The sequence below is a fragment of the bacterium genome (genome assembly GCA_035529855.1).
GTDB lineage: Bacteria > RBG-13-66-14 > B26-G2 > WVWN01 > WVWN01 > WVWN01.
Window position 1 is genome coordinate 1 of the sequence record DATKVX010000066.1, and the last position, 12354, is coordinate 12354.

Sequence of the window (12354 nt, forward strand, 5' to 3'; positions counted from 1 at the left end):
CGGACGCGGTTGCGCGCCGCGCCGGCCTGCGGCGCCGCGAACGCGTGAAGCCGTCAAGGAAAGGATTTGCGACGTACCGGCGTTGCCCGTCGTTATAACCTGAAACGTACCTAAGGTATGCTCGGCGGCTACGCTGGACGTTCACGCTCGAGCTACGGGGTAAGTAAGTAACGGCCGACCGCCCCGAAAACTAGGTAAACGCCGCGCTAAACCCGGCTTATTAAATCCGAAGTGATATTAATAAATAACTTAAAGTGTTCGCCGTAATAAACTAAAATTTATGAGCGTTATAGCCGTACGCGATCGGAGGATTAACGACGAGTATTTCGTCGCAACTTGTACCCACGTAAACGAATCGGCCGAAATCGACGCGTCATCCGGGCGCCGCTCGGCTTGGTTTAAAAAGATGCACGGCCGCGGCCTGAGAATAAAAGTCGCGACGTTGGACGGCGAGCGGGTCGGCTTTATCTACGTTATGCCTATAGAGGTCTGTCCGTGGGGGCCCCTGGGCCGCGACCTCGCGGCCTTCCCGTGCCTCGTCGCCCATTCCGAAGTGAAGGGCCAAGGAGTAGGCCGGGCGTTGGTCGCCGCGGCCGAGGCGGAAGCAATAAAACAGGAGAAAAAAGGGCTCGTCACGTACGGCTACTATCACGACCGTTGGTTTATGCCGGCGGCGTATTTCGAGAAGTTGGGGTTCGCGGTCGCGGCGCGCCGGGGGGACGCGGCGATATTATGGAAAACCTTCGACTCGTCGGCGGAGGCTCCTTCTTTTTGGGAAGATAAATACCGGCTCGAGCCTGTGCCGGGCAAAGTAGCCGTAGACCTCATCTTCAATACGTTCTGCTTGACGAGCGACGTCGAGGCGCAACGGGTCCGCGAGGTCGCCGCGGCGTTCGGCGACGCCGTCGCGTTACGCGAATACGACGCGAGCGACCCGGCGACGCTCCGACGCTACGGCCGAAGCCGCGGGATCTTCGTCGACGGCGAAGAAATATTTTGGGGGTACGAGGCCCCGCGAGAAGGGATACGCGACGCGATCTCAAAAGCGTTGACGCGCGAGCGGAAATAATACACAATACGCCAAGGGGGTTCCTATGACTTTACGCCGCGTTATTAAATTGCTAGTAGCTTTGGCCGTATGCCAGCTCGCCGGCGTGGTTGGTTCTTTCTTCACCACGCCCGCGATCTCCGGGTGGTACGCCGCCCTGGAAAAACCCGGTTTCACGCCCCCCAACTGGGTATTTTCGCCGGTTTGGATAGGGCTCTTCGTGCTGATGGCGGTCGCTGCGTTCCTGGTTTGGGACAAAGGTTTTTCGGTCAAGAGCGTGAAGACGGCGTTGGCGTTTTTCGGCGTCCAATTACTGCTTAACGTTTTATGGTCCGTACTCTTCTTCGGCTGCCGTTCCCCCTTCCTCGCCCTCGTCGAAATCGTCGCGTTATGGCTGGCGATAGCGGTTACGGTTTTGACGTTTTACCGCGTATCCAAGCCGGCCGCTTTTCTCCTTATCCCATATCTCCTTTGGGTTAGCTTTGCCGCAGCGCTCAACTACGAGATTTTGCGACTCAACACTTAGGGAAGCCAAGGGCATTAGCTTATAAAAAAATAACCGGGGGTATACGTGGCGGACGGGTTGGTAATAATTACCGGCGGGACCGGGTTCATTGGGCGAGGGTTGACTCGCAAACTCGCCGCGAGCGGGTACGACGTGGCCGTACTTACGCGGCGTGCCGACGCGTACCCCAAAGGATGGGAGGGCCACGTCCAATACGCGCGATGGGACGGCCATACCGCCGCGGGTTGGGGCGCGCTGGCGGACGGCGCCGCGGCCATCGTCAACCTCGCGGGGGCGAACATCGCGGCCCGGCGGTGGACGGCGGCCGTAAAAAAAACCATCCTCCGGAGCCGCCTCGCCGCCGGCGACGCCGTCGTAGAAGCCGTCTCGGCGGCCAAGGTTAAACCGGGGGTATTGGTGCAAGCCTCGGCCGTCGGCATCTACGGCTCGCGCGGCGACGAGGAGTTGGACGAATCGGCGCCGCCGGGGGACGGGTTCCTGGCCGACGTCGCGCGAAGGTGGGAGGGCTCAACCGCGGCCGTAGAGGAAGCGGGCGTACGGCGGGTCGTAATCCGCAGCGGCATCGTTTTGGGCCGAGACGGCGGCGTTTTACCGCGGCTGTCGCGGCCCTTTAAATATTTCGCGGGGGGGCCGCTGGCCGGCGGCCGCAATTGGGTCTCGTGGGTCCACTACGACGACGAAATAGACGCTATTAGCTTTCTAATCGAGACGGACGAAGCAAGCGGCGCCTATAATTTATGCGCGCCGGAGCCGTTGAAGAGTCGCGATTTTTCACGTATTATGGGTAAGACGCTGAATAGGCCGTGGTGGTGGCCGATACCGGGCGTTCTAATACGCGCGTTGTACGGCGAGATGGCGGACGCGCTGTTGTTAGCCAGCGAAAGAGCCGTACCCAAACGGTTGCTCGAGGCCGGCTTTACGTTCCGGTATCGCGCCGCGGAAGCAGCCTTAAATAACCTACTAACGCCGCAGCGAGGTGAACCCGCTTGAGGACTTAAACCCGGCCACCGGTTCGCCCCAGCCATAGATATTAAGTTTTAAATTAAATAACCCCAAACCGCGAATCCACCAGCATAAGGAGGTGATCTGAGTGAAGAATTTAAACGCGCTGGATTGGATTGCACTGATACTAGTAATAGTCGGGGGCTTGAACTGGGGCTTAGTCGGGATATTCGGTTTCGACCTCGTCGCCTGGATTTTCGCCAGCATTTACGTCGTCGCCCGCATCGTATACATCCTCGTCGCCCTGGCCGCTATTTACATGATAATAATAGCGGCGATGCTACGTAAGAAATGACGCCGGCCGCGGCGCGGGGAGCTCCCCTTCCCCGCGCCGCACCCGCATCCAATCGGCCCATTCCAAAATATTCCTAATATGAAAAAAGGGGAAAGCGACGACGCTAAAGTCTCGGTGCGAGAGCTCCGCGACGACGATTACGACGCGCTCGTCGCGCTCTGGCGCGAAGCCGGCCTGCCGTATCGACCACGGGGACGCGACACGCGCGAAGCTCTCGCGCGCCAGCTTAAAGAGGACACCGCCGTTTACTTGGTAGCCGAGGTTGACGGGGCGTTCGTCGGCGCCGTACTGGGCTCTCACGACGGCCGTAAAGGTTGGATAAACCGGCTCGCGGTCCACCCCGACTACAGGAGAAGGAACGTCGGCGCCTTACTCGTCGCGGAAGTTGAGCGGCACCTCGCCGCCCGAGGTATCGCCATTTTCGCCTGCCTGGTCGAAGACTGGAACGAGGGTTCGAAAGCGTTCTTTGAAAAGGTCGGCTATAAACCTTTTCCCGGCATCTCTTATTTCACCAAGAGAAAATCCGACGACGTATAGGCGAAAAATGGCCTTTTTGACACTTAACGGAAAATACACGCTAAACGCTCGCAAATGCCTCATTCGCCGGTATTTATATTCCTATTCGGATACCAACCCTTATCCAACAGCGAAAAACGAACGCCGGAATACGACCGCCGCTGAGGGGTGAACTATATGGTAAGGTTCTTTAGAAAGATGTCCAAGAAAGCGGGCCTTCCGCCGGGCACCCTCGTCGCGGACGTCGAAAAACGCGCGGCGCCGGTAAAGATTACCGTTATCGACTACGACGGGGAATCGTACGAAGAAAGTGACGTCGAGGCGGTGACCGATTGCCGCCTTTTCCGTGAGAAGCCGACGGTAACCTGGGTTAACGTCGACGGCGTACACCGCGTGGACGTCCTCGAGGAGCTGGGCGAGTGCTTCGGCCTTCATCCGCTGGTATTGGAGGACATCGCCAACACCGACCAGCGACCCAAGACGGAAGACTTCGGCGAATACCTCTTCGTCGTCCTTAAAATGTTGGACTACGACGGCGACGAGGTCGGGACCGAACAAGTGAGCTTAATCCTCGGGCCCAACTACGTTTTATCTTTCCAGGAACGGGAGGGCGACGTCTTCGACGTCGTCCGCGAGAGGATAAGGAACTCGAAAGGCCGCATCCGAAAAACGGGCCCGGACTACCTGGCGTACGCTTTGCTCGATGCCGTCGTCGACAACTACTTCGTGATACTCGAGCAGGTCGGCGAAAAGGTCGGCTCGTTGGAAGAAGTCCTCGTCGAAAACCCGAAGCCGGAGACGCTGCAAAGCATCCACGAGATGAAAAGGGAGATGATTATCTTACGCAAATCGGTGTGGCCGCTGCGGGAGGTGGTTAACGGCCTCGCGCGGGGCGACTCAAAGCTCGTGCGCGAATCTACCGGCGTATTCCTGAAGGACGCCTACGACCACACGATCCAGGTTATCGACGCCGTCGAGACGTACCGCGACGTCCTCTCGGGGATGTTGGACCTCTACCTCTCTACAATTAGCAACAGGATGAACGAGGTGATGAAGGTCCTGACCATCATCGCGACCATTTTCATACCGCTCACCTTCGTCGCCGGGATCTACGGCATGAACTTCCAATTCATGCCCGAGCTCGGGTGGCACTGGAGCTACCCGGTCGTATGGCTGGTTATAGTAATCGTAACCGTATCGATGGTGGTGTTCTTCAAGCGGAAGCGGTGGCTTTAGCGCTATAGGAGACGACAAGCGTCCGATGAGCGTCGATAGCTTAATAAGCGTAAAAGACCTCCTCCTCGCGTTACCTCCCCCGTCCGCCGGCTCGGCGGCGGCGTTCCGGCGCAACCTGCCGAAACTTCTCGTCTTGGTAAACGAAAAAGCCTCCATCGAAACCAGATATTGTGACGATTATTGTGCCTCGGACCGACTTAGGACGGTGGAGGAAAGCCATACCCTTCTCGGGCAACTATTGGAGAGCGTATACGAATTGGGCTTGTACGGCGTGTTGGCCGACGAATTCGCCTGGTACACGTCGACGCTCTCCAGCCGCGGCTTCGACGAGAATTTCTTCCAAAAAACGCTGAACGCCTGGATAAACGGCGTCCACTTCGAGCTGCCGGCGGCGGCGGCCGAGTTGTCCCCCCCGCTCGAAATCCTCCGCGCCAACGTAGGGACGTTTTTAACGGAGCTACGCACCCCGTTCTCCTCGCCGGGACCGCGGCAAGAGTTCCTATCGCTAGTCCTCGGTAATAACCGACGGGGCGCCGCGGCGTACGTGCTCGGCCTGCTGAAAACGGGGGCGTCGCTCGAAAGCGTAATAAACGACGTCGTCGGGCCGGCGCTACGGGAAATAGGCTTGCGTTGGCAGCGCAACGCCGTCGGCGTCGCCGACGAGCACGCCGCAACCGACATCTGCCGTTACACGATCTACCGGGCCTTCGACGTCGTCCCGCCGGAACAACCGCTTTCGCGTAAAGCGCTCGTAACCTGCGTCCCGGGCGAAGAACACGAATTGGGCGCGAAGATAACGGCCGACTATCTAGAGTTAAAGGGTTGGCAAGTTTATTATATTGGAAGAAGTCTGCCTACCGAAGAAATCGTCCGGGCTACGGCGGACGAAAAACCGGCGGCGGTTTTATTCGCCGTAACGCTCATTTCGCACCTACCCGCGGCCTGGGAACTCGCGCGCCGCGTCCGCGAAACGACGCCGGAGACGAAGATCGTACTCGGCGGCCGCGCGGCTGTCGTAACCCGGGAACGACTCGGCGAAGTTGCCGACGCCGTCGCGGGAACTTTCGAGGAGGGTTTCGCCGCGGCCTCGTCACTTCCGAGCAACGATGCGTAGCCTCGTAGCCTACAGGATGTTGCTCCACGACCGCGCCTCTACCGCGGGCTCGGTCCTGGGCGTCGTCGCGATATTATTCCTGGTGGGGCAACAGCTCAGCACCATGTTCGGCCTCTTCACGTATATGTCGGTGCTGGTCGACCACTCGGACGCCGACATCTGGATCTGCGGCAAGTTCACGGACAACGCGAACAGCACGGGCCAACTCCCGACGCGCTACGTCGACCGCATAAACGGCCTGGCGGAAATTGAATGGTCGGAACCCGTTATCACCACGGCGGGCGAAACGCGCCGTAAGGACGGCAAGTCGGAGGGCGTGGTAGTCGTGGGGCTGCCGGCGCCGCGGCTTTCGGGCGGACCGTGGGCCTTCGAGCAGGGGTCCATCGAGTCGCTGCTGGACTACGACGGCATTACCGTGGACAACCGCGACCTCGAGCTCTTCGGGAACCCCGAACTCGGCGACGTTTTCGAAGTTAATAAGAAGCGGGTCCGTATCAACGCCGTGACGAAGAAGATAACCAGCTTCGGCGGAACGCTCGTCTTCACGAACCGGACAAAGGCGCGGGAGATATCCAACCTCCCCCCGGGCCGTTGCAGCTACATATTAGTCAAGTTGAAACCGGAGGTCGACGTCGACGAGGCCATCGCCAAAATACGCGCCTTGCTACCGCGGGCCGAAGTCTTCCCCAAGGACGTACTGTCGCGGCTAACGCGCGCCTACTATTTAATAAACACCGGCATAGGCTTCAGCTTCGGCTTTACGACGTTGATGAGCTCCCTCGTCGGCATCGTTATAATTACGCTAACGATGTACACCAGCATTTTAAACCGGGAAAAAGATTTCGCGGTCCTGCGGGCGCTCGGCGGCCGCAAAAAGGATATTTTCGTGATAGTACTTTACCAGGCCGTAATGATAGCCGCCGTGGGAATATTCCTGGGGTTCCTCCTACTCGCGTTCTTCCTCAACGGGACGAGGGATTCCAACCTGGCGAGCTTCGTGCCGTTATGGTTCCCGTTCGTCCACGCGGCGTTTACGCTCGCGCTGTGTCTCGTCGGCTCGCTGTTCGCCATACGGCGCGCAACCCGCATCGAGCCCGCGACGGCGTTCCGCTAACGGCGCGTAACCGGGCCGCTCGATAACATGCCGAAACCGATTCTCGAGTTGGAAGGTATCAGCCGCGACTTTTCCGATGGGAAAGTCACGCAACGCGTCTTGAGCGACGTCAACCTCGCGTTTTACGCCGGCGAGTTCGCCATCGTCGCCGGCCCCTCGGGCAGCGGCAAGACGACGCTGCTGTCCATTATGGGCCTGATATTACGCCCCTCCGAAGGGTGGATATTCATTCAAGGGCAAGACGTCACGGACCTTCCCGAAGACAAGGAAGCCACGCTCCGACTTGAGAATTTCGGCTTCGTCTTTCAAACCCCTACCGAAATACCGGCGCTTACGATAATCGAAAACATATTAGTAGCTAACGCGGTCCAGGGGACGAAGTTACCCCGGGGCTTAAAGGAAAAAGCGTTAACGCTATTGGGCGACTTCGGCCTAAGCGAGTACGCTTACGTTAAACCTCGAACGTTGTCAACAGGCCAAAAGCAGCGCGTCGCCATCGCGCGCGCCCTCATCAACGACCCCGTCCTCGTCCTGTGCGACGAGCCCACGTCCGCGCTCGACGCCGAGAGCAGCGCCGTCGTTTTGGACACGCTGAAGCAACTGTCGCGGGACGACCGCCGCGGCGTCGTGCTCGTCACGCACGACCCGCGCGTCTTCCCCTACGGCGACCGCCTGATAACGCTGGAACACGGCGCCGTCGTGCACGATTCGCGGGAGACGGTCCGGGAGAGGGCCCCGGCATGAAAAAGTATATTAAATGGTTTGTCGTCGGCGCCGCCGTTCTATGCGGCCTGGTATTCATCGTGTGCAACCTCTACAAGTCATCGCGGCCGCCGGCGATTATGAAACCGCCCGACCTGGACCTCTCGCCGGCGCGCGTCTACGGCCGCGTCGAACCCGCCGGCGGCGAGGTGTACGTGAGTCCGAACGTTACCCGCAGCGTGAAGGAGCTATCGGTTAACGAGGGCGACGCGGTCGTCAAAGGACAGGTGCTGTGCGTCCTGGAAAACGACGTCGAGTCGGCGCAGCGCCGCGTCGCGGAAGCGCGCGTCGCGGCCCTCCGCAAATCGGTGGAGCTTACCGCGGATACTTTTAAGCGCAACAAAGAACTCTACGCCGCGGGACGGATATCCGAATACGAATACACCCAGGCGAAGTTGCGGTCGGAGCTGGACGCCCGCGACCTAGACGTCGCGTACGGCGAGCTGGCGTTGGCGCGCGCCCAACTGGAGCAGCTCGAGCTCAGAGCGCCCATCGACGCCGTCGTTTACAAGTTGGACGTGCGCCTGGGCGAGACGCTCGCGGCGGGTGACAACACGCGAATTATACTGGGCCCGACGGACCTGTGGGTTCGGATATACGTAGAATCCTTTTGGGTGGACCGCGTCAAAGAGGGCGCTAAATATAAAATTTACGATGCCGAAACCGGCGAGTACGTCGGCCTCGGAACGGTTATCCAAAGGAACCCCTACCTCGGCGGCCGCGACTTCCAATCCGACGATCTGCAGGAACGCTTCGATACCAAATTCCAAGAGGTCATCTTACGGCTCGAGCCGAAAAAGAAAAATATACCGCTCGGTCTGAACGTCATGGCCGAGCTCGCCGAGAGCCGATAGCGGCCCCTTCGGTAGCAAACGTATGAGGGAATTCGCCAAACCGGTAGTCGTCGTAAGCAGGTGCCTCGATTTCGACGCCGTACGCTACGACGGCTCCATAATACGCGACGAATTCGTCCGCGCTCTCAAACCCCACGTCACTTTCATACCGATTTGCCCCGAAGTCGAAATCGGCCTCGGCATCCCGCGCCAGCCGGTCCGAATCGTGGAGGTTGACGGCGCGCGCCGCCTGGTCCAACCGGCGACGGGCCTGGACTTCACCGCAAAGATGGAATGTTTCGCGGCGTCGTTCCTGGAAGGCCTCGACGCCGTCAACGGCTTCATCCTAAAAAGCCGCTCCCCCACCTCCGGTTTCAAGGACGTAAAGATATACCCCGGTACGGCGAAAACCGCGCCCTCGGGAAAGGGCGCCGGCTTCTTCGGCGGCGCGGTGCTGGCGCGCTTCGGCCATATGGCCGTCGAGGACGAAGGCCGCCTAAAAAACCTCCGCCTGCGCGAGCATTTTCTTACGAAGCTCTTCGCCTTTGCCTCTTTCCGGGAGATAAAGGCCTCGGCCTCGCCGAATGACCTCGTACAATTCCACGCCAAGAACAAGCTCCTGCTTATGGCGTACAATCAAACGCGGATGCGGACGCTGGGCCGCGTCGTCGCGGGGGCAGGCCGAGAACGTCTCGCCGACGCCGTCGCCGCGTACGAAGAAAATTTCTACGCCGCGTTCGCAAGGCCGCCGCGCTATACGGCCGGTATAAACGCCCTCATGCACGGCCTGGGCCACTTCTCGAAGCAGCTAAGTCACGCCGAAAAAGCCTTCTTCCTGGACGAGCTCGAGAGTTACCGCGCGGGCCACGTCCCGCTCAGCGTGCCGTTGAACGTGCTCCGCGGCTACGTCGTTCGCTTCGGCGACGAGTACCTCGCCCGCCAAACGTTCTTTTCGCCGTACCCGGAGGAGTTGACGACGCTCGCCGACTCGGGGAAAGGGCCTCAACTAGGGCAACCTACATGCTTATAAAATACTTTAAAATTGCCAACGCAACACACGGATTATTATATGTTTGGTTGTAAGTAAGCTAAGCGCCGCGGTTGACGGAATCGAGGAGTCTAAGCCCAACACGACCTAAGCCGTTACCGCGTACCAGCTGTAACTTGCAACCGTAGGAAAATACGGATATAATATGTAGGGAAGCGTCGCGAACTCGGTACGAAAGGGGAATATTATGGGAGAAATTAAGGGTTCGCGAAAAGGCTGCGTTAGTGCCGATAGGGAATTCGTTAGAACGGCCATCGTAGGTGGGAGACCACCTCAAGGCGAACAAATCCCCCGCCATATTCCCCGCGGCCTGGAGGTCCTCATAAAGAAGGCCGCGGTCGACCCCGCGTTTAAAAAACTACTCTTCGAAAAACGGGCCGAGGCTGCCGAAGCCATCGGCCTTAAACTTAACGCCACGGAGGAAGCGATGCTCGCCGCCGTTCCCCTCCCCCAACTCGAGGGCATAGTCGCACATACGAAGGTCAGCCCGGGCCTACGGCCCGCATTCCTCGGCTACGCCGCCAGCGCGATGCTGGCGGTTCTGGGGTCGGCGACATTGCTTTCGGACTCGGAAGTCACCCGGACCGGGGGAACGAAACGGGCCGAGGTTAGTACTTCGAAAAAGAGGGCGAACAGAGGGCTAACCGGAAAAGCGGCTAAGAAAGAAAGCGGCAGTTGGCCTTACGCCCTTACCGGGGGAGCAGGAGGGCACGGAAGCGGCGCCGGCATGCGCGGCGATTGGCCCCGCGGAGGATGTGGAAGACTCATCCCCGGCGGTAGCGGCGCCAGCCTAGGCATAAGGCCGGACCGGGTCGCAGAGGCCGAGCGCGGCCGCCCTAAAACTACCCCCGCGAAAAACGGCCGGAGATCGGGGCGTAATCAACTGCGGTACCGCGTATGCATGGGCTCGAGGGTCGACGTCCCGGAGAACTCGAGCCGCGAGCAGCCGGCGCCATATTTCATTACGTTCGAATCCCCGGCGTCAAGCCCAAGGAGCTACCGCTCGGCCGCCAGCATCCGCGACTACGTCGAAAAGAGACTGGCGGGCATTCAAAACGCGTACGACGCGGCCGTGGAGGAAAACCCCTCGCTCGGCGGCGGTAAAATCACCGCGCGGTTCACCGTCGACCCCCAAGGCCGCGTCGTCGACGCCGAAATCGCCGACGATACGCTCGGCGACGATTCGCTCCGCCGCTCGATACTGTCGCGCGTGCTGAGTTGGAAATTCCCGGCCGCGGGCCAAGCGGACGTCGTCGTGGAATATCCGTTTGTATTTATAGCCGAGAAGGGGTAAAATTGCGTCGGCGCCCGACGCGCCTTAACGGTTCAAGCCGTCGACGCCGCATCGCTCGGGTAAATTCGGAGGTATATGGCCGCCAAACGAACGTACGCCACGGACTTCCTCGGGTATTCATTCGCCTTCGCGGCGGCTTCGATAATCGCGCTCGGGCCGGCCGCGGCCGAGGACCGGGCTGAAACCGAACAAACCGAATACGGCGTCGTTCAGGGCTTCGTTATAGACGGCTACGGCGACCCGGTCAGCGGAGCGCTCGTCGCAATCAAAGGCGCGAATCGTTTCGCGACCACTGACGTAGAAGGTTATTACGTCATCAAACCCGTTCCGCCCGGAACGTTTGAAATGAAGGTCTCCCATATCGGGTATGTCGACGCAAGGAAGGCCGACGTTAAAGTGACGGCGGCCTTCATTACCAACGTCAATTTTATACTCGGCCCCGGGCCTTTAACTAAAGACCGTGCGAACGGAGTAATCGAGGGACGCGTCGTCGACGCCACCGGATACCCGTTAACGCAGGCCCGGGTACGCATCCTTGAGAACGGGTCGGCCGCGGAGACCGGCGCGGACGGCGCCTTCTCCTTCGGTCCGCTCGAGCCGGGGTTTTATACGGTCCGGGCGGAATGTGCCTGCTACTTGTTTCAGACCGGGAGAGTAGTCGTAGTCGCCGGCGAGGTAACGCCGGTGCAGTTCGTTCTCTGGCCCGACCCTCGTTTAATTCAATTCGGCTTATAGGCCGGGAGGTTGGTATAAAGTGAGTATCTCTAGTGGAAATAAATCGCCGGCGGCCCGCGAGGCCGAGGCCGTCCGCACGACGATCGTGGGCGGTAGGCCGCCGGGCGGCGGCGCGAACGTCGGCGACATCCCCCGCGGCATCGAAATCTTAGTCAAGAAGGCCGCCGTCGACCCGGCGTTTAAAAAGTTACTTCTTGAGAAACGCGCCGAGGCCGCGGAGGCCATCGCCCTCAAGCTCGAGCCGGCGGAAGCGGCGATGCTCAACGCCGTCCCGGAGGCGCAGCTCGACGCCATCGTCGCGAACACGAAGGTCAACCCGGGCCTGCGGCCCGCGTTCCTGGGATACGCGGGGGGTGTGATGTTGGCGGCGTTATCCGCGGCGACGGCGGCGTGCGACAACAACCCAACGGCACCGGCCGTAGAAGGCATTAGGCCCGACCCGCCACCCGGCGTTGTCGACGCTTCTAAGGAAGCAGCGGAGCAACGGGAAAAAGCGGACGAATCCGTTACCCGCGGGATTAGGCCCGACCGGCCTTAACGGAGGAAACCATGAGTATAAACTCGGAACGGATAAAAATGGCGCGGCCCGGCGAACCCGACGCCGTCCGCACGACGATCGTGGGCGGTAGGCCGCCGGGCGGCGGCGCGAACGTCGGCGACATCCCTCGCGGCGTCGAGGTACTAATAAAAAAGGCCGCCGTCGACCCGGCGTTCAAGAAGATGCTGTTGGAAAAACGCGCCGCAGCCGCGGAAGCCATCGCCCTCAATCTCGAGCCGGCGGAAGCGGCGATGCTCGAGGCCGTCCCGGCAAAACAACTCGAGGCCATCGTC

15 protein-coding genes are annotated in these 12354 nt (G+C 60.0%); all 15 read left to right on the plus strand.

The genetic code is table 11. From position 1 onward, the window contains the following. Nucleotides 1-280 precede the first annotated feature (280 nt). Nucleotides 281-1069: a GNAT family N-acetyltransferase gene (locus VMX79_07140; GenBank protein ID HUV86872.1), complete on the plus strand. Its 789-nt coding sequence runs from the start codon at nt 281-283 to the stop codon at nt 1067-1069. A gap of 25 nt (nt 1070-1094) precedes the next feature. Continuing rightward, a complete protein-coding gene (locus tag VMX79_07145; protein HUV86873.1) occupies nt 1095-1574 on the plus strand; it encodes a TspO/MBR family protein in 480 nt (159 codons plus the stop codon). A 45-nt stretch (nt 1575-1619) separates the two neighbouring features. After that, nucleotides 1620-2564 (plus strand): TIGR01777 family oxidoreductase, encoded by a 945-nt coding sequence (locus VMX79_07150; protein ID HUV86874.1) that lies wholly within the window; start codon nt 1620-1622, stop codon nt 2562-2564. Between the two features lie 100 nt (nt 2565-2664). Then, the gene (locus VMX79_07155) at nt 2665-2871 is read left to right on the plus strand and encodes a DUF378 domain-containing protein (protein HUV86875.1); all 207 of its coding nucleotides are present in this window, start codon (nt 2665-2667) and stop codon (nt 2869-2871) included. Nucleotides 2872-2949: 78 nt separating this feature from the next. Then, a complete protein-coding gene (locus VMX79_07160) occupies nt 2950-3408 on the plus strand; it encodes a GNAT family N-acetyltransferase (protein ID HUV86876.1) in 459 nt (152 codons plus the stop codon). Nucleotides 3409-3564: 156 nt separating this feature from the next. Then, nucleotides 3565-4623, plus strand: a complete 1059-nt coding sequence (gene corA, locus VMX79_07165) for a magnesium/cobalt transporter CorA (protein ID HUV86877.1) — start codon at nt 3565-3567, stop codon at nt 4621-4623. Nucleotides 4624-4648: 25 nt separating this feature from the next. Next, on the plus strand, nt 4649-5737 hold the full coding sequence (locus VMX79_07170; protein HUV86878.1) for a cobalamin B12-binding domain-containing protein: 1089 nt from the start codon (nt 4649-4651) through the stop codon (nt 5735-5737). Then, on the plus strand, nt 5730-6851 hold the full coding sequence (locus tag VMX79_07175) for an ABC transporter permease (GenBank protein ID HUV86879.1): 1122 nt from the start codon (nt 5730-5732) through the stop codon (nt 6849-6851). The genes VMX79_07170 and VMX79_07175 overlap by 8 nt, the downstream gene beginning before the upstream one ends. Nucleotides 6852-6878: 27 nt before the next feature. Further along, nucleotides 6879-7595, plus strand: a complete 717-nt coding sequence (locus tag VMX79_07180; GenBank protein ID HUV86880.1) for an ABC transporter ATP-binding protein — start codon at nt 6879-6881, stop codon at nt 7593-7595. Next, nucleotides 7592-8467 (plus strand): HlyD family efflux transporter periplasmic adaptor subunit, encoded by an 876-nt coding sequence (locus VMX79_07185; protein ID HUV86881.1) that lies wholly within the window; start codon nt 7592-7594, stop codon nt 8465-8467. The genes VMX79_07180 and VMX79_07185 overlap by 4 nt, the downstream gene beginning before the upstream one ends. A 22-nt stretch (nt 8468-8489) precedes the next feature. Continuing rightward, a complete protein-coding gene (locus VMX79_07190) occupies nt 8490-9476 on the plus strand; it encodes a DUF523 and DUF1722 domain-containing protein (protein HUV86882.1) in 987 nt (328 codons plus the stop codon). A 919-nt stretch (nt 9477-10395) separates the two neighbouring features. Then, nucleotides 10396-10788, plus strand: a complete 393-nt coding sequence (locus VMX79_07195; GenBank protein HUV86883.1) for an AgmX/PglI C-terminal domain-containing protein — start codon at nt 10396-10398, stop codon at nt 10786-10788. A gap of 75 nt (nt 10789-10863) precedes the next feature. Continuing rightward, a complete protein-coding gene (locus VMX79_07200; GenBank protein ID HUV86884.1) occupies nt 10864-11523 on the plus strand; it encodes a carboxypeptidase regulatory-like domain-containing protein in 660 nt (219 codons plus the stop codon). Between the two features lie 19 nt (nt 11524-11542). After that, nucleotides 11543-12061, plus strand: coding sequence for a hypothetical protein (locus VMX79_07205; protein ID HUV86885.1), 519 nt, complete (start codon nt 11543-11545; stop codon nt 12059-12061). An 11-nt stretch (nt 12062-12072) separates the two neighbouring features. Continuing rightward, nucleotides 12073-12354 (plus strand): hypothetical protein (locus VMX79_07210; protein HUV86886.1); only part of this gene is annotated, 282 nt, incomplete at its 3' end.